This is a genomic window from Streptomyces sp. NPDC041200 (genome assembly GCF_055591805.1).
Map to the genome: position 1 here is coordinate 230,110 of NZ_JBVIZF010000002.1, position 22,441 is coordinate 252,550.

Consider the following 22,441-nt stretch of genomic DNA (forward strand, 5'->3'; position numbering starts at 1 on the left):
CATCGGGAAACGCGTGGCTATGGCACGGGTGGCGAGGTCCTACAGGCGCGGTGCCAGGTCGGCGGCCTTGAGCGCGCGCCGCGCGAAGACCTCCTCGCGGCGCTCTTCCATCTGCCGCAGGGCGTCCTTGCGGTCCCGCTGAGAGAGCCGGTCGAGGTAGGTGTGGCCGAGGAGGTGGTCGGTCTCATGCTGCAGGCACCGGGCGAAGTACCCCCGTCCCTCGATGACCAGCGGGGCGCCGACCTGGTCGAACCCGCGGACGACGGCACGATCGGTGCGGGGGACCTCCTTGGCGGCGCCCGGTACGGACAGGCAGCCCTCGATGTCGTCGACGAGGCGGCGGGCGCCCGGACCGGGCAGTTCCAGAACGGGGTTGATGACGTGGCCGACATGCCGGACGCCCTCGTCGTCCGGGCAGTCGTACACGAACAGCCGCGCGTCGACCCCCACCTGATTGGCGGCCAGACCGGCGCCGTCGGCCACGTACATGGTCAGGAACATGTCGTCGATCAGCGCCGACAGCTCCGCGGTCCCGAACGCGGTCACTTCCTGGCACGGACGGCTCAGCACCTCCTCGCCCACCACCGTGATCCTGCGAACCGAGCCCTGTTCCATGGTGGTCTCCCCTTTTCGCACGCTGCTTGCCACATGACTGTGCCTGCCGCATGACCGTGCTCGCCGCATGACCGTGCTTGCCAAGTGCTTTGCAAAGTAGCAGGCTTTGCAAAGTGACTGAAGATGACGTCAGCCTGCGCGACCATCACGTCCGCACCGATCTGCTCGGCCTGCTCGGCGAGGTCGGCACCGTCACGGCGACCGAAGCCGCCTCCCGGCTGGGCTACAGCTCCGGGCTCTGCTCGTTTCATCTGCGGCAGCTCGCGCGCCACGGGTACATCGAGGAGGCCCCCCACAGCGGCGGCCGGGCCCGTCCCTGGCGGTTGAGGCAGCAGCCCGCCGCCACGGCCGCCGGGAGCGCGGAGGATCAGTTCGGCGAGGTGGCCAGGGGGCTGGAGGACGAGAGCTGGCAGCGATGGCTGGCCCAGCGGGACGAGGCGCCTCCCGCATGGCGCCACGACGAGGCCTTCAGCGCCGTCGCCTATCTGACGCCCGACGAGATGAGCCGGGTCGCGGACGTCATCCGGCGGACGCTCGCGCCCTACCAGGACCGCGAACAACGCCCCCTGGCCCGCCCCGAGGACGCTCGGCCGGTGGCCCTCATCGCCCGGCTCTTCCCGCTCCTTCCCCATACCCCGGACGGCACGGACGGGGGCTGAGGAGCGGTCGGGCGGGGCACATCGTTTGCTGTTTCCGCGAAAAACTTTGTCTTGTGGCCATATGGGCGGCCACCGTGTGCGCATGGACGCACAGTTCTGGGACGACATGTATCGCAGCGCCGACCAAATCATGAGCGGCAACCCCAACGGAGTGCTCGTCACCGAGGTCACCGGCCTGGTGCCGGGACGAGCGCTCGACATCGGATGCGGTGAGGGCGCCGACGCCATCTGGCTGGCCCGTCGCGGCTGGCAGGTCACCGCGACCGACATCTCCCACACCGCGGTGGAACGCGCCGCCGCCACTGCCCCGGACCTCTCCGGCCAGGTGGCGTGGACCCAAGCCGACCTGACCGTGACGCCACCCCCGGCCGCCGCGTTCGACCTGGTGTCGGCCCAGTACTTCCCGCTCCTGCGCCAGCCGGAGCACACCGCGCTGCGCGGCCTGCTCGACGCCGTCGCCGCCGGCGGCACCCTGCTCTACGTCGGCCACGACCTCGCCGTCCTCCCCGAACGCATGGAGAACGGCATCGCCCCCGGCGACTACTACCAGCCCCACGAGATCGCCGGGCTACTCGACGGCGACTGGACGGTCCTGGTCGACGAAACCCGGCCGCGCACCGTTCCCGCCCCGCCCGGCACCCCCCACACCCACGACACCGTCCTGCGCGCCCGGCGCCTGCGGTAAGCCGTCCGCGGCCGTCCGTGGCCGTCCGGAAACCGCCGCCCCGCACGGATCACGGAGCGCGGAGCGCTAGTCTCCCCGTCCATGACCGAGCCGAGCGATCTGCTGACCACCCGGACCTTCTACAACGCCATCGCTGACGACTACGCGGAGATGTTCAAGGCTCCGCTGGACGACAAGCCGCTGGACCGGGCCATGCTCGGCGCCTTCGCCGACCTGGTGAAGGAGGGCGAGGCGGCCGGGCCGGTCGCGGATCTCGGCTGCGGTCCGGGGCGGGTGACGGCGTATCTGCACGGCCTCGGGCTGGACGTCTTCGGTGTCGACCTGTCGCCGGGGATGCTCGCGGTGGCCCGGCGGGAGCATCCGGAGCTGCGGTTCGACGAGGGGTCGATGACCGGGCTGGACCTGCCGGACGGCGCGCTCGGCGGCATCGTCGCCTATTACTCCCTCATCCACACCCCCGCCGAGCGGATGCCCGCGGTGCTGGCCGAGTTCCACCGGCTGCTGGCCCCGGGCGGCAATCTGCTGGTCGCCTTCCAGGTCGGCGACGAGCCGCTGCACCTGGCCGAGCCGTTCGGCCACCCCGTGTCGCTCGACTTCCGCCGGCTGTCGCCCGACGGGATCGCCACGCTGATCGAAGGGGCCGGGTTCGCCGTACGGGCGCGGCAGGTGCGCGAGCCGGACGGCAGGGAGGTGGTTCCGCAGGCGTTTCTCCTGGCCCGTAAGCCGGAAGCGCGCCCCGCGGAAACGCCGTAGCGGCCGACCGGTCCGGGGCTCGCCGACCGGTCAGGGCCCGCCGCTCGGTCAGGGCCCGCCGCTCGGTCAGGGCCCGCCGCTCGGTCAGGGCCCGCCGCCCGGCGGCGGCTCAGAGCACGTCCGCCAGCTCTCGCAGCAGCCGCCGCTTGGGCCGGGCCCCGACCATCGACCGCACCGGTTCGCCCGCCCGGAACAGCATCAGGGTCGGCATCGAGAGCACTGCGTACGCCGCCGTCGTCTCCGGGTTGGTGTCCACGTCCAGCTGGACCACCTTCAGCCGGTGTCCCTCCTCCCGGGCGATCTCGGCCAGCACCGGCGCGATCATGCGGCAGGGCGCGCACCAGGCGGCCGTGAAGTCCACGAGCACCGGCAGCCCGGCCGTCAGCACCTCCTCGGCGAAGGTGGCGTCCGTGACCGCGGGCACTTCCCCGGTCCGAGTCCCGGTCCGAGGCCCGGTCTGAGTCCGTGTCATCTTGTTCATCCCTTCTATTCACCTATGTCCTTTATGTCTGGTGTCAGCTCGCAGCGCGGCTCCGGTGCCCCGCCGGGCGCCGTCGCCGCCGCCTCCAGCGCCGCCCGGGCCCGCTCCGCCTGGGCGAGCTGTGTCCCGACCTGCCGCCGTACGTCGTTCAGCCGCGCGATGCAGTCGTCCAGCTCGGCCAGCTTGCGCCGGTAGACCTCCAGTGACGCCGGACAGGAGTCACCGGCCGGATGGCCGGAGCGCAGACACTCCACGAACGGCCGGGTCTCCTCCAGCCCGAAGCCGAAGTCCTGCAGGGTGCGGATCTGCCGGACCAGCCGGACGTCGTCCTCGTCGTACGCCCGGTACCCGTTGCCCGTGCGCCGCGCGGGCAGCAGCCCGATCGACTCGTAGTAGCGCAGGGTGCGGGTGGTGGTACCCGCCCGTTCGGCCAGCTCTCCGATCCGCATGGCCCGACCGTAGACCTTGCCGCCGACGTCAAGGCCAGAGTCGTTCCGATCGCCTGAAATGCCGCTGACGGCACGGAATCCGGCCCGTAGGGTGCGGGCATGACCGCATCCGAGGACTTCGCGGAGCTGCTGCCCGCCACCCGCCGTGCCCTGCTCCACCGCGTCGCCGTCGGCCAGTCCGAGGGCCGGGCGCCGTCCCTGGTGGGGGCCGTGATGCGGGAGGGACAGCTGGTGTGGACGGGAGCGCGGGGCGGTACGGACGGGCAGTTGCCCGACGCCGACACCCAGTACCGGATCGGTTCGCTGACCAAGATGTTCACCGCGGTGCTGGTGATGCGGCTGCGCGACGAGGGGCTGCTGGACCTCGGGGATCCGCTGGCCAAGCATCTGGAGGTGCCCGAGGCGGAGGGCGCCACGATCGCCCAGCTCCTCGCCCACACCGCGGGGCTGGCCGCCGAGGCGCGCGGCCCATGGTGGGAGCGCACACCGGGCGCGCTGCGCCCCGAGACGGCGGACATCTTCGGCGAGCGCCCCCTCGTGCACCCCGCCGGACGCCGTCACCACTACTCCAACACCGGCTTCGCCCTGCTCGGCGCGCTCGTCGAGCGGCTGCGCGGCGCGGCCTGGGCCGACGTCCTCGCCCGCGAGGTGCTGGAGCCGCTGGGGATGACGCGTACGTCCACGGAGCCGCGCGCTCCGCACGCCGGGGGCTGGGCCGTTCACCCCTGGGCGGATGCGCTGCTGCCGGAACCCGCCGAGGACACCGGTCGGATGGCGCCCGCCGGACAGCTGTGGTCGACCGCCGCCGACCTGGCCCGCTTCGCCGCCTTCCTGCTGGACGGGGACGAGCGGGTGCTCGGCGCCGCCACGCTCACCGAGATGCGCATGCCCGCCGCCCCGCCCGAGGGCCGGGACTGGGACGGCGGCTACGGCCTCGGGGTGCAGCTCGGGCGGCGCGAGGGCCGGTTCCTGTTCGGCCATGGCGGCTCCATGCCCGGCTTCCTGGCCACCCTGTGGGTCAGCGCGGACGACCGGCTGGCCGGGATCGCGCTGGCCAACGTCACCTCGGGGCCCTCCGTCGGCTCCGTCGCCGCCGACCTCGTACGGATCACGGCGGAGCACGAGCCGCCGATCCCCGCCCCCTGGCGGCCGCTGCCCGAGGCCGATCCGGCGCTGCTGGCGCTGACCGGGCCCTGGTACTGGGGGCCGACGCCCTTCCTGCTGCGGCTGCGTGCCGACCGCGGCCTGGAGCTGTCGCCGGTCTCCGGAGCGGGCCGCGGCGCGCGCTTCCGGGCCGAGCCGGACGGCACCTGGACGGGCCTCGACGGCTACTACGCGGGGGAGACGCTGCGCGTGGTCGCGGGGCGCGGGGACGGTGCGCCCGGCCATCTCGACCTCGGCACCTTCGTGCTGACGCGGGAGCCGTACGCCCCGGAGGGCGCGGTGCCCGGGGGCGTCGACCCGGACGGCTGGCGGCCCGGCCCGCGGTAGCCCGTCGCGGCGCGCGCCCGGTCAGCCGAGCGGCAGCTTGAAGCCGAGGTGACTGGCCTCGAAGCCGAGCCGCTCGTAGAAGCGGTGCGCGTCGATGCGGGTCGCGTCCGAGGTGAGCTGCACCAGCGCACAGCCCTGGCGGCGCGACTCCTCGACCGCCCACTGGATCAGCTCGGTGCCGAGGCCGTTGCCGCGTTCGTCGGCGTGGATGCGGACGGCCTCGATGATCGAGCGCGTGGCGCCGCGCCGGGAGAGCCCGGGCACCACCGTGAGCTGGAGGGTGCCGACCGTACGCCCGTCCCGGACCGCGACGACGAGCTGCTGGTTCGGGTCCCGGCTCAGCCGCTCGAACGCGGCCCGGTACGGGGCCGGGTCGTCCAGTGACTCCCGCTGGGCGCCCAGGGGATCGTCGGCGAGCAGGGCGACGATCGCGGATATGTCCTCGGCGGTCGCGCGCCGGATCTCGAAGTCGGTCACGCCCGCGAGCCTACGCGGCCGCTCACAGCCCTTCCACGGCCGCTACCAGAGGCGCCAGTTCGGGCCGCAGGGCGGCCTCCCGGAGCGCTTCGCGCAGGGCGGCGTCGTGTGTCGGACGTGCCTCCTCCAGCAGCTTCAGCCCCTCGGGGGTGACGTTCGTATAGATGCCGCGGCGGTCGCCCGGACAGATGTAGCGGGAGAGCAGATCGCGGTCTTCCAGCCGGGTGACCAGCCGGGTGGTGGCGCTCTGGCTGAGCACGACGGAGTCGGCGAGCTGCTTCATCTGCAGATGCCCGCCGTCGCCGTCGTGCTGGCCGCTGAGCACGTTCAGTACCGAGAACTCGCGGACACTCAGCTCGTGCCCGGTCTGCAGCGCGCGTTCGATGTGCGCCTCGATGCGGCCGTGCAGGGAGGAGAGTGCGCACCAGCCCTGGGCGAGGGCCTGCCCGGACGGCGGGGCGGCGGTGCCGTGCGGCTCGTCCGGCATGGAACCTTCCCTTCGGTTTCCTTCGTTTCCTCGCCCGCCTTCGTTTCCTCGCCCGCCTTCGATTCTTTCGGCTTCTTCGAAGGCGTCGGCGGGTGAGTCGCTCCCAGGATAATCCTGCCGACAAAAATGCCCGCGTATGCAACTATCCAGCCACCCGGCGCGGTATGGGCCGACGGCCGCGCAGCCGCCGCCCCCGTGCGGTCAGGCCCCACGGCTTGACCACCGAGATCGCGGTCAGGAAGGCGTAGACGCACAGGCTGACCGATGGTGCCAGGATCAGATCGGTGGCCGCTCCGACCGCCCGGCCCGCCGAGACGTCGGCCATCGCCGCGTTGATCCGGGCGCGCAGCGCGAAGGCGGTCGCGGCGGTGGTCACGAGCGTCAGCCAGAACTTCACGTAGACCCAGCGGTAGCGGGCCAGGCCCCAGGGCGTGCCGAGGGCCAGCACCACCCCGCTGATCAGGGAGAGCAGGCTGACCGGGATGAGCAGCCAGTCCCCGAGGACGTTCATCGACCGGTACGCCCCTTCGGCGGCCTCGGCCGACCCGGCCGTGGCCCCGGCGATGCCCAGGGCCAGCACGCCGAGCGTCAGCCCGAGCCAGCCGACGGAGACGACCACATGCACGACGAGGAGGGCCCGGCGCACGGGCCGTTTCAGCTGTTCCATGCGCTCACGGTCGCGCGCCCGGGCCGCCTGCCGCGTCTGACGGCGGGAGTATCCGCGGCTACTCCCGAGTGTGGTGCTCCCGCGTGCGGCTGCCTCTACGCTCGATCCCCATGACCAGACTGCATCTGTTCGATCTGGACGGGACGCTGATCCACGGTTCGGCCGCGGCCATCGAGATATCGCGTCAGCTCGGCGTGGAGCGGGAGATCGCGGAGCTGGAGCGGGAGTTCGCTGCGGGCGGGCTGGCGCCCGCGCGGTTCGCGGAACGGGCCTGTGCGCTGTGGGGGGAGCTGACGGAGGCGCAGGTGGCGGCGGCGTTCGAGGGGGCGCCGTGGCTGAGGGGGATCCGGGAGGTGTGGGCGGACATCCGGGCGCGTGGCGAGCGGTGCGCCGTGATCTCGCTCTCGCCCGGCTTCTTCGTGGAGCGGCTGCTGGACTGGGGCGCGGACGCGGCGCACGGGTCGGCCTGGCCGTCGGTGCCGTTCCGGGAGCGGCTTGATCCCGCGGGCATCCTGAACCCGGCCGCTAAGGTGCGGATCGCCGATGAACTCTGCGGGAAGTTCGGGTTGACCAGGGCGGACTGCGTCGCTTACGGCGATTCGATGTCGGATGCCGAGCTGTTCGCGGTGGTGCCCTTCTCGGTCGCGGTGAACGCGGATCACCATGTGAGCGAAATCGCATCCAGCTGGTATAGCGGGAACGATCTCCGAGAGGCCTACGAATTGACGGGTAACTGCACGTAACTACGGGTAATTACGTGCGTTGTCGGGTGTAACGGATGCGTCATCAGTAGGGCTTGTGAATTCATCCGGGCCCGGTAGGGTCGGGGCAGTTCCGTCCCGGGAAGCGGTGACGGGACGACAACCGGGCAACCCGCTCCAACCAGCATATCGGGAACACAGCCCCTGTTACCCGGACTTCGGGTGAAGTTCTCGGGGTGCGGAAGGAGCGTGGCATGCTGCCCGGAACAGAGTACGGAGCGGGCCGACAGGACCAATCTCACGTGAACCAGTCGACCAGAGCGGGGAATTGCGGGCACATTCCGCCAGCGGAAGTGCGAAGACCGACAGAAAGATGTTCGAGGCGAGGCAACCATGGACGCTCCGACCACCACATCGTCGGCCGGTAACGACGGCGGGGGAAACAGTGGCGACTGGGGTTGGTTCACCCCGAGCAGGAAACGCGCCGATGACCAGCCCCGTTCCCCCGAAACGGACGGCGCGGACGACGACGGGGCGGCCGCCCGCCCGGTGAGCCCGATACGCCGGGCCGGTACGGAGGCGGAGCGCCGCTCGGCGCCCCCCGCACCGGCCCCCGCGTCCCCGATACCCCCCGCGTCCGCGGTGCCGCCCGCCTCCGCCGTGCCGCCCGCCTCCCCCGGCGCCCCCGCGTCCGCCGTGCCGCCCGCGTCCGGGCGCGAGGAGCATCAGCGGCCCGATGAGGCACCGGCCCCGCAGGGCGCGCGCCCGGCCGCCGAATCCGTCTTCACCGCGCCCGAGACCGCCTCGCCCGACGCGATCCTGCTGCGCCGCACCATGGCCGAGATCGAGCCGGTGAGCGACAAGGTCACCTCGTACTTCTACGCGCTGCTCTTCGTCCAGCACCCCGAGCTGCGGCCGCTCTTCCCGGCCGCCATGGACGCCCAGCGCGACCGGCTGTTCAAGGCGATCCTGACCGCCGCCCGGCTCATCGACGACCCGGACATCCTCACCGACTTCCTCTCCCGGCTCGGCCGGGGGCACCGCAAGTACGGCACCCAGCCCGAGCACTATCCGGCCGTCGGCGAGTGCCTGCTCGCCGCGCTCACCCGGTACGCGACCAACACCTGGAGCGACGAGGCCGAGGCGGCATGGGTCCGGGCCTACACCGCGATCTCCCAGATCATGATCGACGCGGCGGCCGAGGACGAGCTGCGCGCCCCCGCCTGGTGGCAGGCCGAGGTCGTCGGGCACGAGTCGCGCACGGCCGACATCGCCGTCGTCACCGTCCGCCCGGACCAGCCGTACCCCTTCCTCGCGGGCCAGTACACCTCGCTGGAGACCCCCTGGTGGCCGCGGGTGTGGCGGCACTACTCCTTCGCCTCCGCGCCGCGCCCGGACGGGCTGCTGTCCTTCCACGTGAAGGCGGTACCGGCGGGCTGGGTCTCCTCCGCGCTGGTGCACCGCGCCCGTCCCGGTGATGTGATCCGGCTGGGGCCGCCCGCCGGGTCGATGACGGTCGACCACTCGACCGACAACGGGCTGCTGTGCCTGGGCGGCGGCACCGGTATCGCGCCGATCAAGGCGCTGGTCGAGGACGTCGCCGAGCACGGCCGCCAGCGGGCGGTCGAGGTCTTCTACGGCGCCCGAAGCGACCACGACCTCTATGACATCGACACCATGCTGCGGCTCGCCCAGCGGCACCCCTGGCTCTCGGTCCGTCCGGTGGTCTCCGACGGTCCGACGAGCGGGCTCAGCGGCAGACTTCCCGACGCCGTGCGGCAGTACGGCCCGTGGAACGCGTTCGACGCCTATCTCTCCGGCCCGCCCGGAATGATCCGCAGCGGCGTGGACGCGCTGATGGGCGTCGGTGTCCCGTCGCACCGCATACGGCACGACTCGATCGAAGAGCTGATGGCGGCGGCGGAGTAGGCAGAAACGCTACAGACAGACGGCGATTTCAGAACGGGGACAAAGGACTGTGGACGACGTCGGGCACGAGCGGGCGGCCGCGCCGGCACCCGGCCACCGTACGGAGCGTCTGGAGAGGCTGGAGGGGCTGGAGGGAGCCGAGCGCACGGGCCGTCCGGGGAGCGACGGCGAGCACCTCCTCCAGCAGCGGCTGGGCACGGCCGACCGCGCCGACCGCTTCTACGACGAGCAGGTGCTGGACCACCTCAACGACCGGATGCGGGAGTTCATCGCACGCCAGGAGATGTTCTTCCTGGCCACCGCCGACCGGCACGGGGAGTGCGACAGCACCTTCCGGGCCGGGCCGCCCGGCTTTCTGCGCGTGCTCGACGAACGCACCCTCACCTACCCCGAATACCGGGGGAACGGCGTGCTGGCCAGCCTCGGCAACATCGAGGAGAACCCGCACCTCGGCATCCTCATGGTCGACTTCTTCCGCGACCGCATCGGGCTGCACGTCAACGGCCGCGCCCGGGTGGTCGACGACGACGCGATGCGTGCCCGCCACCCCGGTCTGCCGGTCGACCCGGTGCCCGGCCGCCGTGCGGTCGTCTGGGTCGAGGTGGCCGTCGAGGAGGCGTACATCCACTGCGCCAAGCACATCCCCCATCTGCAGAAGGTGCCCGCCCGGCGGCGCGCCCGCGCCGAGGACGGCACGGGCACCGACCAGCCCCGTGTCCCGGAGCAGGGGCAGGCCTGGGGGACGGACGACGTGAAGCGCAAGGGCGGCGACTTCTTCGGTGCCGCCGCCGAGGCGCGCGAGCGGCGCCGTACGCCCCCTGCCGCGCGTCCCGACGAGTGGCTGCAGGAGGCGGAGCGGGTGCTCGCCGAGGCTCGTCGGCGGGCGGCTCAGAAGGGTCCGCAGCCGTTCAGCGGCTGGTTCCGCTGACCGACGCTGATCACGGTCGATCGTCCCTGATCAAGGCTGATCGAGGCTGATTAGCCTAGGTCGTCCGCGAGCAGGGCGAGCACGCCCTCGATGTTGGCGTCGAGGTAGGCGCGCAGCGACGGCGGCACCATCCCGATGGAGGCGATCCCCTCGCGGGTGAACGGGATCCGGACCACGTCGTACTCCCCGCAGGGCTCCTCCACCTCCGGACCGTGCCGCCTGCTGAGGTCCATCGAGGCGAGTCGGCAGACGAAGAAGTGCTGCACCTTGACGCCGCCCTGGACCTCCCCTTCCGGGTGCGGGACGGTGTCGACGAAGGCGGGGACCACGTCCGTCACCTTCGCGCCCAGCTCCTCGTCCACCTCGCGGTGCAGGGCCTCGACGACGGTGGTGTCCTCGGGTTCCACACCGCCGCCGGGGGTGATCCAGTAGGGCTGCTCACCGGGCTTGGTCCGCTTGATCAGGATCATCCGCGGGTCGGCGCCGCCGTCGAGCAGGATGGCGCGGGCGGTGCGTTTGACCACGGGTCGTTCGGTCATGCAGGACATCTGCCGCAGCCGTCCCCGGCTGAAACCCCATACTCATCAGTGGACAGGGGCTCACCAGTCCACAGCGGCGCGCAGCAGCCACTCGTGCGCCCGGGCGACGTGCGGCACCGCGAGCCCGCCCGTCCGCACCACCAGGAAGTAGGTGCGCAGCGGCGGCACCGGCGGGTTGAGCAGCGCCACCACCTCCCCGGCGTCGAGGGCGTCCATGCACAGATAGCGCGGCAGCACGCCGAGCCCCGCCCCCTCCGCGACGCACGCCAGCACCGCCCGCAGATCGGGGGCGATGACCGTGCCGGAGGTGACCGGGCGGGTATCGAAGACGGCCGACCAGTAGCGGCTGACCAGCGGCAGGGTCTCGTGCACCTCGACCACGGGCAGCGCCTCCAGCGCGCTCGCGCCCTTGACCTGGAGCACCGCGGAGCCGCCGAGCCGGGCCGCCCAGCGCGGCGACGCGATCAGCACGTGCTCCTCGTCGCACAGCGGGGTGGCGGCCAGCGGGCGGCCGCGCGGCCGGGCGGTGCTGATGGCCAGGTCGTGGTGGCCCGCCCCGAGCCCCTTGAACAGCTCCTCGGAGCTGCCGAACGCGCACCGCAGCGCGAGCCCCTGGGTGACGAGCGTGGTGAGCGCGGGCAGGGCGCGCAGCGCGGTGAACTCCGGGGGACCGGCGAGGTGCAGGGTGCGCAGCGCGGAGTGGTCGTCCAGCCCGGCCTCGGTGATCTCCACGAGCGCGTCGAGGTGCGGGGCGGTCTTGTGGGCCAGCTCCTCGCCGACGGTGGTGGGGATGACCCCGCGCGCCGTACGGAGGAACAGCGGCCGCCCGAGCTGCCGCTCCAGGGTGCGGATCTGGCCGGTGACGGCGGGCTGGGAGAGTCCGAGCAGCGCGGCGGCGCGGGTGAAGGACCCGGCGCGGTGCACCGTGACAAACGTGCGTAAGAGGGCCAGATCCATGCGGTTCCCCTCGCGTCGACGCACCCCCGCCGCATGCCAACTATAAATATGCCGATAGGTCCATGTCGCTACTGTGATTGGACACTGACGCTGAGTCAACTAGCCTTGTTCAAGCGGTTCTCCACGAGAAGAACCGGGGCGTCTCAAGCCACGAGGGGGGAGGCTTGAGACGCCCGTCAGGCGTACCCGCGCGCGGGCGATACGGCGAGTTTCGGCCGCCTTCACACGGTGTCGCGCGCCTCATCGAGCGCGCGCAGCACATCCGCGATCAGATCGTCCGGGTCCTCCGCGCCCACCGAGAAGCGGATGAAGCCCTCGGCGACCGCGTCGCCGCCCCACCGGCCGCGCCGCTCGGCGGTGGAGCGCACGCCGCCGAAGCTGGTGGCGTCGTCGACCAGCCGCAGCGCGGCGAGGAATCGTTCCGCGTGCTCCTTGCCGGGCAGGGTGAAGGACAGCACACAGCCGAAGCGGCCGCGCATCTGCCCGGACGCGACCGGGTGCGCGGGATCGTCCGGCAGCCCGGGGTGGCGCACCCCGGTGACGTCGGGCCGGTCGCGCAGCGCCCCGGCGAGCGCGAGGGCGGTGCTGGCCTGCCGGTCGACGCGCAGCGGGAGGGTGGCCAGGGAGCGGTGGGCGAGCCAGGCCTCCATGGGGCCGGGGATCGCGCCGACCGTCTTGCGCCAGCCGCGTACGGCGGCGGCCAGCTCCGGATCGCGGCAGGTCACGTAGCCGAGCAGGACATCGCCGTGGCCGGTCAGCGCCTTGGTGCCGCTCGCCACGGAGAAGTCGGCGCCCAGCTCCAGGGGGCGCTGGCCGATCGGGGTGGCGAGGGTGTTGTCGACGGCGACCAGCGCGCCGCGCGCGTGCGCGGCGTCGGCGAGCCCGCGGATGTCGCACACGTCGAGGCCGGGGTTGGACGGGGTCTCCAGCCACAGCAGCCCGGTGGTGTCGTCCAGGGCCGTCAGCTGGGCGTCACCCGCGGTCGGGGCGGTGCGTACCCGGACACCGAAGCTCCGCAGCCGCTCGCTGAGCGCCGGGAGCAGCTGGTAGCCGTCGGACGGCAGGACGGCGGTGTCGCCCTGCCGCAGCTGGGACAGGAGGACGGCCGCGAGCGCGCCCATGCCGGACGCGAAGACGACGGTCTCGGCGTCGTCGTCCGGGGATTCCAGTTCGCTGATCGCCCGCTCCAGCCGGGACCAGGTGGGGTTGGCGTCGCGGCCGTAGGCGAAGGGGCCGGAGGCGTCGCCGGGGAGGTGGTAGTGCGCGGCGAAGACCGGTCCGGGCAGCGCCGGTTCGTAAGGCTCGGCCTCGGGTAGTCCCGCCCGTACGGCTCGGGTGCCGTCGCCGGTCATACGCGCTCCTCGGTAGATGTGTCAGATGCCTCGGACGCGCCGTCGAGGGCCTCGGCGACCGCGTCCAGCAGTCCGCCGCTCGCGGCCTCGATCATCTCCAGGACCTCCTCGAAGCCGTCCGTCCCGCCGAAGTAGGGGTCCGGTACGTCCAGACCGCCCGGTGCGTCCGGGGAGGCGTCCGGGTCATAGGAGCGCAGCAGCCGCACCTTCGCGGCGTCCCGTGGGGTGGGCGCCAAGGCGCGCAGCTCCCGCAGATGGCCGCTGTCCAGCGCGATCACCAGATCGAGGCCGTCGAACCACGCGGGCTGGAACTGCCGCGCGATGTGATCCTGCTCATAGCCGTGGTCGGTGAGCACGGCGATCGCGCGGCGGTCGGCCCCGTCGCCCTCGTGCCAGGGGCCGGTGCCCGCGCTGTCCCACTCGACGAGGCCGTCGAATCCGGCGTCCCCGGCATGGGCGCGGACGATGGATTCGGCCATCGGCGACCGGCATATGTTGCCGGTGCAGACGAAGCAGACACGATAAGGCGACGGGGCTCTCATACCTGTCATCATTCCCGGCCGCGGTCAGTCCTTGTCATCGGGGAGGACGACGTGCAGCGCCCAGGCGACTATGGAAACGATCAGGCCACCGAGGAAGGCGGCGCCGAAGCCGTCGACGTGGAAGCTGAGATCCAATTGCCCGGCCAGCCAGGAGGTCAGCAGCAGCATCAGGGCGTTGATCACCAGGGTGATCAGTCCGAGGGTCAGGATGAACAGCGGAAATGCCAGCAGCTTGACGACCGGCTTCACCACCACGTTCACCACACCGAACAGCAGGGCGACGAGAATGAGGGTGATCGTCTGACGTCCGGTGTTCTCACCGGTCAGCGTGATGTCCTTGAGCAGCCAGATGGCGACGCCGAGGGCGCCGGCGTTGGCGAGCGTCTTGACGAGCAAATTCTTCATGGTTGAGATCGTCGCAGACAGGCCCGGGGACGGGCAGGGGCATGGCAGGCAGGGGTGGAGAGGCGAATGAAGGCGTTCCGGCTGGACGAGCTGGAGGCGGAGCGGGCCGCGAACGATGGCGCGTATCTGCAGTTCCTGCGTGAGCGGAACATGTCGGTCGGGCTCTACGCGCTGAACGCGGGCCAGACCGACCCGCAGTCGGCGCACGGCCAGGACGAGGTGTACCTGGTGATGAGCGGCCGGGCGTCGATCACGGTGGGCATGGAGACGACCCAGGTGGCGCGGGGCAGCGTGGTGTACGTACCGGCGGGCGTGGCGCACAAGTTCCACCACATCACCGAGGATCTGCGGGTCATGGTGGTGTTCTCTCCCCCGGAAAGCTGACGGCAGCGCTCCGGTCCCCTACGGGTCCGGTCAGGGACGGACGGGGGATGGAAGCCCTCCGTCCGCTTCTTCTCCGCCCTAGCATCGAGGGCAGGGGCCGGTGCCGTAAGGCCGGCCCCGCCAGCCAGGAGAGAGCAAGGAGCAGACGTGGCCGCGAAGGACATATTCCGGGGCTTGCCGTGGTGGGTGACATGGATCGCGGTGCCGGTTCTCGTCCTCGCCGTCTTCGGCGGGATGATCATGAGCGTGGTCGGCTTCGTCATCGGCCTGCTCTTCAAGGCACTGGTGCTGGTGGCGCTGATCGGCGGTCTGATCTACGTCGTACGGAAGTTCACCTCGTCCTCGTCGCGCGACTGGTGACCCCGCGCGACGGGTGACCCCGACTCCGCGCGGCGGGTACGCCGCGCGAGGGATACGGCGGAGCCAAACATCGGCCCCACGGCACCACTGTGGTTAGAGTGCGAGTCCGCGACGTTCCCCATCTCGGCGTCTGCCTCGCAACAACACCCCGGGGGTGCCTGTTGACGACAGCGAACATCGACACGGCCGCTGAAGCGGCCCTGATCGCCCGCGCACCGGGCCGGCGTCGCCCGGCCCCGTGGGTTCCACCACGGCAACACTGGCCATTTCCGTTCCCTCACATGAGGCAAAGCGACTCCGCCCCGCAATCGAGTCGCTACGCTCCAGAGTCGGCCAAGTCTGAACTACCCGGGGCGGCGAACGATGCGTGACATGCGTGACACAGTCCAGGCGGAAGTGACGATGACCTTTCTGGTCTCGCAGGAACTGTCCTTCCGGATCCCGGTCGAGCTGTCGTACGACAGCGGCGATCCCTACGCGGTCGAGATCACCTTCCACTTGCCCGGCGACGCGCCGGTGAGCTGGGCCTTCGCCCGTGAGCTGCTGCTGGACGGCCTCAGCAAACCCTCCGGCGAGGGCGACGTGCGGATCGCACCGGCCTCGCCCGAAGGGCTCTCGGACGTGTTCATCAGACTGCAGGTCGGGTCCGAGAGAGCCCTGTTCCGGGCCGGGGCGGCGCCGCTGGTGGCGTTCCTGGACCGTACGGACCGGCTCGTCCCGTTCGGGGAGGAGCCCGCGGCCTGCGATCCGGTCGACGACCTCGACGCCGAACTGGACCGCATCCTGGCCGAGGACCGCTACGCGTAGCGCCGAAGCGCCCGCTCGCGGTGGCGCGCTCAGCGTGCGCGTGCCCGGCGGCGCCTCCCCCGGCCCCGTCCGCCCCCGCTCGCCGCCGTGCCGTCCTCCGGCGCGTGCGCGTGGTCCGCGGAGACCACCAGCACGGCCAGCGCCGTGGTCACCGGCACCGAGGCGACCAGCCCGATGCTGCCCACCAGCGTGCGGACGATCTCCTCCGCGACGATCTCGCTCGTCGCCACCGTTCCCACTCCGCTGTCCGCGATCGAGAAGAGGAGCAGCAGCGGAAGCGAGGCGCCCGCGTACGCCAGCACCAGGGTGTTCACGACGGACGCGATGTGGTCCCGCCCGATGCGCATCGCGGCCGCGTAGAGCTTCCGGCGGCTCGTCGAGGGGTCCGCTTCCCGCAGCTCCCACACCGCCGAGGTCTGGGTGACCGTCACATCGTCCAGCACGCCCAGTGAACCGATGATCACCCCTGCCAGCAGCAGACCCTTGATCTCGATGTCCGGATAGAGGCCGTGCACCAGACCGGTCTGGTCGTCGGTGTTGCCGGTCAGCGAGGCCCAGCCGATGAACAGCGAGCCGAGCACGCCGATCAGCAGCAGCGAGACCAGGGTGCCGAGCACGGCGACCGACGTCCGGGCGCTCAGCCCGTGGCACATATAGAGCGCGAGCAGCATGATCGCGCTGCCCCCGACGACCGCGACCACCAGCGGATTCGAGCCTTGCAGTATCGCCGGGAGGATGAACAGCGTCAGTACCCCGAAGCTGATGGCCAGCGCCACCAGCGCGAAGATGCCGCGCAGCCGCCCGACGGCCACGACCACGAGCGCGAACACCCCGGCGAGCAGGGCCATGGGGAACGAGCGGTCGACGTCCGAGACCGAGTACTGGAGGTTCTTCGGTGCCTTGGGCGCGTACGACAGCTTCAGCTCCTGCCCGGCGCTGAGCTTCCGTGAGGCGTTCGGCTGGACGATCTCGGGGAACGTACGGCCCTTGTCCTTGCCCGAGGTGACCTCGATGGTGGCCTTCTCGCAGACGCTCTTGCCGCCGCCCGCTCCGCCTCCGGTGCTGCCCCCGGGCGCGCCGCCGCCGGGTGCCGGGGCGCCGCCCTGCTGGCCCGGTTCGGTGGGTGCCTGCGGCTGCGCGTTGACGTCGGCGCAGTTGACCTCTTCCACCTTCACCACCCGCCCGGCGACCGTCTCCTGGTCGAAACCGAGCCCGCTGCGGCCCTGCGTGGTGTGCTCGGGGCCGCCCGGCCACAGAGCGACCAGCCCGGCGACGACGGCGACGGCGAAGGGGATGAGCACCGCCGCGATGACCTTGCGGAGGCGCGCGGAGACGGGGGCGGCCGGGCCGTGGGAGTGGGCGTGGCTGTGGCCATGGCCGTGGGAGTGGCCCTGGGCCTGGCCGGACGGGTGGGGCTGCTCGGGCGGATGGTCCTGCTGTGTCGCGGTCACCGTCGCATCATCGCAAGAGCGGCAGGCCCCCTGTTCAGGTATGCGGGGAAACCGTTAGCGTGGGGGCACCTTTGCAATCGCGGGAGCTCGGAGCACCGGGCTGAGAGGGCGCTGACTCGAGAGCTGCGCCGACCGCTGAACCTGTTACCGGGTAATGCCGGCGTAGGGAGTGGGTCTCATGACTCAGCAGGATGCACACACGCGCGAAAACGCTGGCGATTTCGGCTGGCATAAGGGATATGTCACGGGTTCCCGCCCGGACATCCAGGTCCCGGTGCGCCGCGTGCACCTCACCAATGGCCAGGACGTGACGCTGTACGACACGTCCGGCCCGTACACCGACCCCCACATCGACACCGACGTCCGCCGTGGCCTCGCGCCGCTGCGGCAGAACTGGATCGTCGCCCGCGGCGACACCGAGGAGTACTCCGGCCGTCCGGCCCGGCCCGAGGACGACGGCATCAAACACACCGCGCCACGCGGGGGCCTGCGCAACCTCGACGCGGTCTTCCCCGGACGGCCCCGCCAGCCCCGCCGGTCCCGCGACGGCGCCCCCGTCACCCAACTCGCGTACGCCCGCCGGGGCGAGGTCACCGCGGAGATGGAGTACGTGGCGCTCCGCGAGAACGTCTCCCCCGAAGTGGTCCGCGAGGAGATCGCGGCGGGCCGGGCCGTGCTGCCCGCCAACGTCAACCACCCCGAGATCGAGCCGATGATCATCGGCAAGCGGTTCCTGGTGAAGGTCAACGCCAACATCGGCAACTCCGCCGTCACCTCGTCCATCGAGGAGGAGGTCGAGAAGATGACCTGGGCGTCCCGCTGGGGCGCCGATACGGTCATGGACCTCTCGACCGGCCGCAACATCCACACCACCCGCGAGTGGGTGCTGCGCAACTCCCCGGTGCCGATCGGCACCGTGCCGCTCTATCAGGCGCTGGAGAAGGTCGACGGCAAGGCCGAGGAGCTGACCTGGGAGGTCTACAAGGACACCGTCATCGAACAGGCCGAGCAGGGCGTCGACTACATGACGGTGCACGCGGGCGTACGGCTGCCGTACGTCCCCCTGACCGCCCGCCGCAAGACCGGCATCGTCTCCCGAGGCGGCTCGATCATGGCCGCCTGGTGCCTGGCCCACCATCAGGAGTCGTTCCTCTACACCCACTTCGAGGAGCTGTGCGAGATCCTCGCGGCGTACGACGTCACCTACTCGCTCGGTGACGGACTGCGCCCCGGATCCATCGCCGACGCCAACGACGAGGCGCAGTTCGCGGAGCTGCGCACGCTCGGCGAACTCAACCGGATCGCCAAGGAGCACGGCGTCCAGACGATGATCGAGGGCCCGGGCCATGTCCCGATGCACAAGATCAAGGAGAACGTCGACCTCCAGCAGGAGATCTGCGAGGAGGCCCCCTTCTACACCCTGGGCCCCCTCACCACGGATGTCGCGCCCGCCTACGACCACATCACCTCAGGGATAGGCGCCGCGATGATCGCCTGGTGGGGCACGGCGATGCTCTGCTACGTCACCCCCAAGGAGCACCTGGGGCTGCCGGACCGCGACGACGTGAAGACCGGCGTGATCACCTACAAGATCGCCGCCCACGCAGCCGATCTGGCCAAGGGCCACCCCGACGCCCAGGCCTGGGACGACGCGCTCTCCGACGCGCGCTTCGAGTTCCGCTGGGAAGATCAGTTCAACCTGGCCCTCGACCCGGACACGGCGCGCGCCTTCCACGACGAGACGCTCCCGGCGGAGCCCGCCAAGACGGCGCACTTCTGCTCCATGTGCGGGCCCAAGTTCTGCTCCATGAAGATCAGCCACGACATCCGGCGCGAACACGGCGCCGCGATGGACGAGGCGGAAGCGGAAGCCGGAATGGCGGAGAAGTCACGCGAGTTCGCGGCCGCGGGCAACCGGGTCTATCTGCCGATCGCCGACTGATCCCGGCCCTGCTCTACGGCCGCCGGGCTCCGGAAACACACTTTCCGGAGCCCGGCGGCTCGGTCGTTGTGGCGCGCGTCCCATGGCGGGTTGGCGGGAGGAGATCGATACGGAGAGTGAGCGTCTGCGGGCCGAGGGCCGGACGCCGCTGTGGAACGGTCCTCGTTACGCGGTCGAATCGTTCGACGTCTCCCGGACGGCCCTCGACGAGCAGCCCGAGGTGCACCTGCGGCTGCGCCCGACGGACTACTACACCTTTCTTGCGGCTCAGCAACTGGACCGGCGACTGTCCGACGGGACAACCCCTCGTACCCGCTACCTGGACCCGGACAACCCGCTGCGAGCACCTGCGTTCCTGCACTGCAGCTTCGCTGTGAACGTCGCGGTGGTCACGGCTGACGACATGCTCGTCGTCAGCCAGCGAAGTGACCGGGTCCGCATGGCGCCGGGGGTATGGAACTCCTCTGTCAACGAGGGGATGTCCTGCAAGCACGTATGAGCAGGGGAGTCGCCGACCGATGGGAACATCAGACCATCGACTACGTACCTTTCCGTCCCGCTGCCGTGGCCAAGTACCTGCTGCGCGCCGATCGCATCCACCGGTGGGCGCCTCTCGCCCCGGCGCTCTTCCATCTCGCGCTTGTGCATGTCTACAGCCGTACACCAGTCGAAAGAGCGGAAGCGCAAGTCATTCGACGTCTATAGGCGGAGCATCCGCGAAGCCGCGTCCAGGGTCAGGTGCCACGGGTAGCCCTCTGGCCGACCTTGGCCCGGCTCGTTGGGTACGAAGCCGCTTTCGCCGTAGAGCACACGCACTCCCATTGCCCGTAGCGTGGCAATGCTGGCGTCGAACTGGGAGTGCCGCACGTAGGCGGCGTTGACGCATGGCATGGCCACGGTGGGGATGCCCTTGCCGATGGCTTCAGCCACGAACCCGACGATGAACTTGTCGGTGATCCCCAATGCCCATTGGTTGATCGTGTTGAAGGTGGCGGGTGCCACGATGGCGACGTCCGCGGGGGGCCAGACGTCCGGCTCTCGGGGGAGCTTGTACTGGCTGCGCACCGGGTATCCGGTTAGCTCTTCCAGCGCTGGCAGCTCGTCGTCAAGCCAGCGTGCGGCCGTGGGAGTCAATCCGAGGCAGACGTCCCAGTCGGCGGCCTGGGCCTGCTCAATGACGCCTGCGATGTTCAGTACGGGTGGGGCAGCGCTTCCCAGCAGGTACAAGACGCGATTCGCAGTCATGGCGGCAGTTCACCGCGATGCGCGCCTCACCCGCAAACCGTCATCCCCAGCCGGGGGCTGAGATCGCTGTTCGCCATTGTCGGCCTCGTCCCGGCGGGTAGCGTGCTGCTGAGTGAGTCACGAACAGGGCGGCATGCATGCCGCTCCCCAGCGACGATCACACGGGCACTCGGATCGCACATCACCGGAAACGGGATGGGTTGACGCAGCGCGGACTGGCCCAGAAGGTCCCCTACTCGTACAGCCTGCTCACTCAGGTCGAGTCCGGGCACAAACCGGCCAGCCCTGATCTGGTGGCCGCTGTCGCCAAGGCCCTGTGCAAACCCGAAGGCGGAGGCCGGAGAGCTGCGCTTCCTCGCGAACCGCCTGGTCGAGGCGCTGCGGGACGCACTGCGGGTGGCGGAGAGCCGTGGCAGGCGCATCCCTCTCCCCGACGAGGACGAGGACACCCGACCGACTCAAACGAGGGGAGCACGGGGCTGAGCCCGGACCGTCGCGCTCAGCCTGAGTGGCGCATCGAGCCCGCTCCGGTGGGACTGCGCGTACGCCGTGAGGGAGACCAGCTCGCACTGACGCCTCGGAAGCCCGTCGCCGTGACCCCTCGTCGCGGCGGCGGGTTCGTGCTTGGGTGGGGCCGTCACGAAGCCCGACGCCTACGCGAGCCTTCCGGAGCAGCCGATGGACAACTTACGCGCCTTGCGCATCGCCAACCAGCGCTTCGCCCAGCACCTTGACGGGATCGAGGACGACGCGTGGGGGCTGGCCACTCCGTGCAGCGAGTGGACGGTGCGGGAGCTGGTGAGGCACGTCCTGCTGGGCCATGCGCATCTGGTGTCCGCCCTGACGGGCGACCAGGTCGCTCCCGGGCCCGGGGACACGTTCGCGGAGTGGGCCGGGCGGGCGGAGCGGGCCGCCGGGTTGCCGGGGGTGTCCGGGCGGACCGTACGGAATCCGGTCGTCGGCGAGCTGAGTGGGGACGCGGCGGTGCGGATCCGCTGGAGCGATGTCTATGTGCACGCCTGGGACCTGGCGCGGGCCCGGGGCGCGGAGTTCACGCCCGATCAGGAGCTGACCGGGGCGGCGCTGGAGTGGCTGGTCCCGGCGGGGCCGGGGCTCGGTGCCACGGGGGCGTTCGCGGTCGGCACCGACCCGGGGCCCGGGGCGGATCCGTTCGCGCGGATGCTGGCGCTCACCGGGCGGGCGAGCGGCTAGTCCGGCTGGTTCTCCGGGCCGCCGTACTCGGGGCTGGTGTAGTCCGGGCTGGTGTAGCGGGGGCGGGCCCTGGGGCCCTCGTCGTCGGTGCTGAAGCCCGGGCGGCTGTAGCCGAGGTGGGGGGTGCGGCCCGCCTCGGAGCGGCCGGGGACGTAGGCGGTCCACGGGGCGGGGGCCGAGGGGTTGGCCAGGGCCTCGTGGAGGAAGGGGAGGACGCCCCGCTCCAGCAGGGCCTGCCGCCAGGCCTCTCTGGCCCGGTCCACCTCTTCCAGCTGCTCGGCCAGGGCCTCGCCGCGGATCGCGCTGGAGCCGTTGCGCAGGGCGGTGAGGAGGAGGCCGACGGCGGCGAGCAGGATGCCCGCGGCGGTGAGGGCGGCGAAGAACCAGCCCGCGGTGATCATCGGCTGGGCGATGGACGGCACGGGGTCCAGGACGTGCAGCACATAGCCGACGAGCAGGAAGATGAGCGCGGCGGTCCCGGCCAGCACCGGGGCCAGGACGGCGAGCATGGGGAGCAGCCCTGCCCCCGAGGCGTCCAGGACGGCGCCGGTGAACCCGGCGGAGTGCGCGTGCTCGTCGTCGTCCTCGGGGACCGCGGCCATGGGGAGGGGCGGGGCGGGCTCGCGCAGCCGGGTGCGGGCGAGGACGTAATCCTGGTATTCGGCGGCCGCGCACGCGGTGATGGCGGCCGAGGCGCTGAGCGCCATGGTGCGCAGCTGCTCGGTGGTGAGCCGCTGTCCTATGCCCGGCAGATCCGGTCGGCGGTCCGCGGTACGCAGCACCTCGTCGAGAACTCGCTCGAACTCCGGGCGGTCCTCGGCGAACAGGTGCGGAGCGCTTTTCATGGTGCATCCCCCGATACTCCGTAAGGCCTTGGTGTCCGGCTTTCACCGGGCAGTCGGGCGGAAACGGAGGAGAGCCTG

At 71.3% G+C, this 22,441-nt stretch carries 27 protein-coding genes and 1 pseudogene; 14 read left to right on the forward strand and 14 right to left on the reverse strand.

The window, feature by feature from the left end; translation table 11 throughout:
• Window positions 1–39: 39 nt before the first annotated feature.
• Window positions 40–615, reverse strand: a complete 576-nt coding sequence (def, locus tag ACZ6CL_RS06120; protein ID WP_468931746.1) for a peptide deformylase — start codon at window positions 613–615, stop codon at window positions 40–42.
• 113 nt (window positions 616–728) lie between these two features.
• Here def and ACZ6CL_RS06125 point away from each other — a divergent pair, with 113 nt between their 5' ends.
• The 3 genes from ACZ6CL_RS06125 to ACZ6CL_RS06135 all read left to right on the forward strand — a co-directional run bounded on the left by ACZ6CL_RS06125 (window position 729) and on the right by ACZ6CL_RS06135 (window position 2,712).
• On the forward strand, window positions 729–1,274 hold the full coding sequence (locus ACZ6CL_RS06125; protein ID WP_468931749.1) for a winged helix-turn-helix domain-containing protein: 546 nt from the start codon (window positions 729–731) through the stop codon (window positions 1,272–1,274).
• Between the two features lie 82 nt (window positions 1,275–1,356).
• The gene (locus ACZ6CL_RS06130; protein WP_468931751.1) at window positions 1,357–1,959 is read left to right on the forward strand and encodes a class I SAM-dependent methyltransferase; all 603 of its coding nucleotides are present in this window, start codon (window positions 1,357–1,359) and stop codon (window positions 1,957–1,959) included.
• Window positions 1,960–2,040: 81 nt separating this feature from the next.
• Complete coding sequence (locus tag ACZ6CL_RS06135) at window positions 2,041–2,712, forward strand: class I SAM-dependent methyltransferase (RefSeq protein ID WP_468931754.1); 672 nt, start codon at window positions 2,041–2,043, stop codon at window positions 2,710–2,712.
• Between the two features lie 109 nt (window positions 2,713–2,821).
• Here ACZ6CL_RS06135 and trxA read toward each other — a convergent pair whose 3' ends face one another.
• Together trxA and ACZ6CL_RS06145 are read right to left on the reverse strand one after the other, a co-directional pair.
• Window positions 2,822–3,184 carry a thioredoxin gene (trxA, locus tag ACZ6CL_RS06140; RefSeq protein WP_468931757.1) on the reverse strand — a complete coding sequence of 121 codons (363 nt, stop codon included), beginning with the start codon at window positions 3,182–3,184 and terminating at the stop codon, window positions 2,822–2,824.
• Window positions 3,185–3,198: 14 nt separating this feature from the next.
• Window positions 3,199–3,642: a MerR family transcriptional regulator gene (locus ACZ6CL_RS06145; RefSeq protein ID WP_468931760.1), complete on the reverse strand. Its 444-nt coding sequence runs from the start codon at window positions 3,640–3,642 to the stop codon at window positions 3,199–3,201.
• A 99-nt stretch (window positions 3,643–3,741) separates the two neighbouring features.
• Between ACZ6CL_RS06145 and ACZ6CL_RS06150 the strand changes: the two genes are divergently transcribed.
• Window positions 3,742–5,133 (forward strand): serine hydrolase domain-containing protein, encoded by a 1,392-nt coding sequence (locus ACZ6CL_RS06150; RefSeq protein WP_468931763.1) that lies wholly within the window; start codon window positions 3,742–3,744, stop codon window positions 5,131–5,133.
• Between the two features lie 21 nt (window positions 5,134–5,154).
• On the opposite strand, the gene ACZ6CL_RS06155 is transcribed toward ACZ6CL_RS06150, so the two are convergent.
• From ACZ6CL_RS06155 to ACZ6CL_RS06165, 3 genes are all read right to left on the reverse strand, one after another.
• The gene (locus ACZ6CL_RS06155) at window positions 5,155–5,610 is read right to left on the reverse strand and encodes a GNAT family N-acetyltransferase (protein ID WP_468931764.1); all 456 of its coding nucleotides are present in this window, start codon (window positions 5,608–5,610) and stop codon (window positions 5,155–5,157) included.
• 22 nt (window positions 5,611–5,632) lie between these two features.
• Window positions 5,633–6,097, reverse strand: a complete 465-nt coding sequence (locus tag ACZ6CL_RS06160; RefSeq protein ID WP_468931766.1) for a MarR family winged helix-turn-helix transcriptional regulator — start codon at window positions 6,095–6,097, stop codon at window positions 5,633–5,635.
• Window positions 6,098–6,239: 142 nt separating this feature from the next.
• A complete protein-coding gene (locus ACZ6CL_RS06165; protein ID WP_468931768.1) occupies window positions 6,240–6,764 on the reverse strand; it encodes a DUF2269 domain-containing protein in 525 nt (174 codons plus the stop codon).
• 110 nt (window positions 6,765–6,874) lie between these two features.
• On the opposite strand from ACZ6CL_RS06165, the gene ACZ6CL_RS06170 reads away from it, so the two are divergent.
• From ACZ6CL_RS06170 to ACZ6CL_RS06180, 3 genes are all read left to right on the forward strand, one after another.
• Complete coding sequence (locus ACZ6CL_RS06170) at window positions 6,875–7,507, forward strand: HAD family hydrolase (RefSeq protein ID WP_468931771.1); 633 nt, start codon at window positions 6,875–6,877, stop codon at window positions 7,505–7,507.
• A 351-nt stretch (window positions 7,508–7,858) separates the two neighbouring features.
• Window positions 7,859–9,394 (forward strand): globin domain-containing protein, encoded by a 1,536-nt coding sequence (locus ACZ6CL_RS06175; RefSeq protein WP_468931773.1) that lies wholly within the window; start codon window positions 7,859–7,861, stop codon window positions 9,392–9,394.
• A gap of 49 nt (window positions 9,395–9,443) precedes the next feature.
• Entirely contained in the window at window positions 9,444–10,322 is an 879-nt protein-coding gene (locus tag ACZ6CL_RS06180; protein WP_468931775.1) for a pyridoxamine 5'-phosphate oxidase family protein, read from the forward strand.
• Between the two features lie 50 nt (window positions 10,323–10,372).
• Here ACZ6CL_RS06180 and ACZ6CL_RS06185 read toward each other — a convergent pair whose 3' ends face one another.
• From ACZ6CL_RS06185 to ACZ6CL_RS06205, 5 genes are all read right to left on the reverse strand, one after another.
• Complete coding sequence (locus tag ACZ6CL_RS06185) at window positions 10,373–10,861, reverse strand: NUDIX domain-containing protein (protein WP_468931778.1); 489 nt, start codon at window positions 10,859–10,861, stop codon at window positions 10,373–10,375.
• A 60-nt stretch (window positions 10,862–10,921) separates the two neighbouring features.
• On the reverse strand, window positions 10,922–11,818 hold the full coding sequence (locus tag ACZ6CL_RS06190) for a LysR family transcriptional regulator (RefSeq protein WP_468931782.1): 897 nt from the start codon (window positions 11,816–11,818) through the stop codon (window positions 10,922–10,924).
• A 221-nt stretch (window positions 11,819–12,039) separates the two neighbouring features.
• A complete protein-coding gene (locus tag ACZ6CL_RS06195; protein WP_468931785.1) occupies window positions 12,040–13,170 on the reverse strand; it encodes a cystathionine gamma-lyase in 1,131 nt (376 codons plus the stop codon).
• Entirely contained in the window at window positions 13,167–13,712 is a 546-nt protein-coding gene (locus ACZ6CL_RS06200) for a low molecular weight protein-tyrosine-phosphatase (RefSeq protein WP_468931788.1), read from the reverse strand. The genes ACZ6CL_RS06195 and ACZ6CL_RS06200 overlap by 4 nt, the downstream gene beginning before the upstream one ends.
• Before the next feature lie 24 nt (window positions 13,713–13,736).
• Window positions 13,737–14,117: a phage holin family protein gene (locus ACZ6CL_RS06205; RefSeq protein ID WP_468931790.1), complete on the reverse strand. Its 381-nt coding sequence runs from the start codon at window positions 14,115–14,117 to the stop codon at window positions 13,737–13,739.
• Window positions 14,118–14,183: 66 nt separating this feature from the next.
• On the opposite strand from ACZ6CL_RS06205, the gene ACZ6CL_RS06210 reads away from it, so the two are divergent.
• The 3 genes from ACZ6CL_RS06210 to ACZ6CL_RS06220 all read left to right on the forward strand — a co-directional run bounded on the left by ACZ6CL_RS06210 (window position 14,184) and on the right by ACZ6CL_RS06220 (window position 15,668).
• Complete coding sequence (locus ACZ6CL_RS06210; RefSeq protein ID WP_468931793.1) at window positions 14,184–14,501, forward strand: cupin domain-containing protein; 318 nt, start codon at window positions 14,184–14,186, stop codon at window positions 14,499–14,501.
• Between the two features lie 147 nt (window positions 14,502–14,648).
• Window positions 14,649–14,861 (forward strand): DUF5326 family protein, encoded by a 213-nt coding sequence (locus ACZ6CL_RS06215; RefSeq protein WP_385443286.1) that lies wholly within the window; start codon window positions 14,649–14,651, stop codon window positions 14,859–14,861.
• Window positions 14,862–15,233: 372 nt separating this feature from the next.
• Window positions 15,234–15,668 carry an SsgA family sporulation/cell division regulator gene (locus tag ACZ6CL_RS06220; protein WP_468931795.1) on the forward strand — a complete coding sequence of 145 codons (435 nt, stop codon included), beginning with the start codon at window positions 15,234–15,236 and terminating at the stop codon, window positions 15,666–15,668.
• A 29-nt stretch (window positions 15,669–15,697) separates the two neighbouring features.
• Here the strand turns inward: ACZ6CL_RS06220 and ACZ6CL_RS06225 are convergent, their stop codons facing one another.
• The gene (locus ACZ6CL_RS06225; protein WP_468931798.1) at window positions 15,698–17,119 is read right to left on the reverse strand and encodes a YibE/F family protein; all 1,422 of its coding nucleotides are present in this window, start codon (window positions 17,117–17,119) and stop codon (window positions 15,698–15,700) included.
• A 178-nt stretch (window positions 17,120–17,297) separates the two neighbouring features.
• On the opposite strand from ACZ6CL_RS06225, the gene thiC reads away from it, so the two are divergent.
• Together thiC and ACZ6CL_RS06235 are read left to right on the forward strand one after the other, a co-directional pair.
• Window positions 17,298–19,061, forward strand: coding sequence for a phosphomethylpyrimidine synthase ThiC (gene thiC / locus ACZ6CL_RS06230; RefSeq protein ID WP_468931799.1), 1,764 nt, complete (start codon window positions 17,298–17,300; stop codon window positions 19,059–19,061).
• 82 nt (window positions 19,062–19,143) lie between these two features.
• A complete protein-coding gene (locus tag ACZ6CL_RS06235) occupies window positions 19,144–19,560 on the forward strand; it encodes a hypothetical protein (protein WP_468931801.1) in 417 nt (138 codons plus the stop codon).
• A 200-nt stretch (window positions 19,561–19,760) separates the two neighbouring features.
• Here the strand turns inward: ACZ6CL_RS06235 and ACZ6CL_RS06240 are convergent, their stop codons facing one another.
• Window positions 19,761–20,306: a flavoprotein gene (locus tag ACZ6CL_RS06240; protein ID WP_468931803.1), complete on the reverse strand. Its 546-nt coding sequence runs from the start codon at window positions 20,304–20,306 to the stop codon at window positions 19,761–19,763.
• A 137-nt stretch (window positions 20,307–20,443) separates the two neighbouring features.
• Here ACZ6CL_RS06240 and ACZ6CL_RS06245 point away from each other — a divergent pair.
• Window positions 20,444–20,623, forward strand: a pseudogene (locus ACZ6CL_RS06245) (helix-turn-helix domain-containing protein); the annotation flags it as partial.
• 361 nt (window positions 20,624–20,984) lie between these two features.
• Window positions 20,985–21,518, forward strand: a complete 534-nt coding sequence (locus ACZ6CL_RS06250) for a TIGR03086 family metal-binding protein (protein WP_468931805.1) — start codon at window positions 20,985–20,987, stop codon at window positions 21,516–21,518.
• Here ACZ6CL_RS06250 and ACZ6CL_RS06255 read toward each other — a convergent pair.
• On the reverse strand, window positions 21,515–22,363 hold the full coding sequence (locus ACZ6CL_RS06255) for a hypothetical protein (protein ID WP_468931808.1): 849 nt from the start codon (window positions 22,361–22,363) through the stop codon (window positions 21,515–21,517). The two genes, ACZ6CL_RS06250 and ACZ6CL_RS06255, sit on opposite strands and share 4 nt — an antisense overlap.
• Window positions 22,364–22,441 lie beyond the last annotated feature (78 nt).

What these genes read in the sequence shown, in the direction of transcription:
- thiC (WP_468931799.1), top strand. Translation starts at nt 17,298, where the DNA reads ATGACTCAGCAGGATGCACACACGCGCGAAAACGCTGGCGATTTCGGC.
- def (WP_468931746.1), bottom strand. Translation starts at nt 615, where the DNA reads ATGGAACAGGGCTCGGTTCGCAGGATCACGGTGGTGGGCGAGGAGGTG.
- ACZ6CL_RS06150 (WP_468931763.1), top strand. Translation starts at nt 3,742, where the DNA reads ATGACCGCATCCGAGGACTTCGCGGAGCTGCTGCCCGCCACCCGCCGT.
- ACZ6CL_RS06220 (WP_468931795.1), top strand. Translation starts at nt 15,234, where the DNA reads ATGCGTGACACAGTCCAGGCGGAAGTGACGATGACCTTTCTGGTCTCG.
- ACZ6CL_RS06205 (WP_468931790.1), bottom strand. Translation starts at nt 14,117, where the DNA reads ATGAAGAATTTGCTCGTCAAGACGCTCGCCAACGCCGGCGCCCTCGGC.
- ACZ6CL_RS06185 (WP_468931778.1), bottom strand. Translation starts at nt 10,861, where the DNA reads ATGACCGAACGACCCGTGGTCAAACGCACCGCCCGCGCCATCCTGCTC.
- ACZ6CL_RS06235 (WP_468931801.1), top strand. Translation starts at nt 19,144, where the DNA reads ATGGCGGGTTGGCGGGAGGAGATCGATACGGAGAGTGAGCGTCTGCGG.
- ACZ6CL_RS06170 (WP_468931771.1), top strand. Translation starts at nt 6,875, where the DNA reads ATGACCAGACTGCATCTGTTCGATCTGGACGGGACGCTGATCCACGGT.
- ACZ6CL_RS06135 (WP_468931754.1), top strand. Translation starts at nt 2,041, where the DNA reads ATGACCGAGCCGAGCGATCTGCTGACCACCCGGACCTTCTACAACGCC.
- ACZ6CL_RS06165 (WP_468931768.1), bottom strand. Translation starts at nt 6,764, where the DNA reads ATGGAACAGCTGAAACGGCCCGTGCGCCGGGCCCTCCTCGTCGTGCAT.
- ACZ6CL_RS06160 (WP_468931766.1), bottom strand. Translation starts at nt 6,097, where the DNA reads ATGCCGGACGAGCCGCACGGCACCGCCGCCCCGCCGTCCGGGCAGGCC.
- ACZ6CL_RS06200 (WP_468931788.1), bottom strand. Translation starts at nt 13,712, where the DNA reads ATGAGAGCCCCGTCGCCTTATCGTGTCTGCTTCGTCTGCACCGGCAAC.
- ACZ6CL_RS06190 (WP_468931782.1), bottom strand. Translation starts at nt 11,818, where the DNA reads ATGGATCTGGCCCTCTTACGCACGTTTGTCACGGTGCACCGCGCCGGG.
- ACZ6CL_RS06175 (WP_468931773.1), top strand. Translation starts at nt 7,859, where the DNA reads ATGGACGCTCCGACCACCACATCGTCGGCCGGTAACGACGGCGGGGGA.
- ACZ6CL_RS06255 (WP_468931808.1), bottom strand. Translation starts at nt 22,363, where the DNA reads ATGAAAAGCGCTCCGCACCTGTTCGCCGAGGACCGCCCGGAGTTCGAG.
- ACZ6CL_RS06195 (WP_468931785.1), bottom strand. Translation starts at nt 13,170, where the DNA reads ATGACCGGCGACGGCACCCGAGCCGTACGGGCGGGACTACCCGAGGCC.
- ACZ6CL_RS06145 (WP_468931760.1), bottom strand. Translation starts at nt 3,642, where the DNA reads ATGCGGATCGGAGAGCTGGCCGAACGGGCGGGTACCACCACCCGCACC.
- trxA (WP_468931757.1), bottom strand. Translation starts at nt 3,184, where the DNA reads ATGACACGGACTCAGACCGGGCCTCGGACCGGGACTCGGACCGGGGAA.
- ACZ6CL_RS06250 (WP_468931805.1), top strand. Translation starts at nt 20,985, where the DNA reads ATGGACAACTTACGCGCCTTGCGCATCGCCAACCAGCGCTTCGCCCAG.
- ACZ6CL_RS06210 (WP_468931793.1), top strand. Translation starts at nt 14,184, where the DNA reads ATGAAGGCGTTCCGGCTGGACGAGCTGGAGGCGGAGCGGGCCGCGAAC.
- ACZ6CL_RS06130 (WP_468931751.1), top strand. Translation starts at nt 1,357, where the DNA reads ATGGACGCACAGTTCTGGGACGACATGTATCGCAGCGCCGACCAAATC.
- ACZ6CL_RS06240 (WP_468931803.1), bottom strand. Translation starts at nt 20,306, where the DNA reads ATGACTGCGAATCGCGTCTTGTACCTGCTGGGAAGCGCTGCCCCACCC.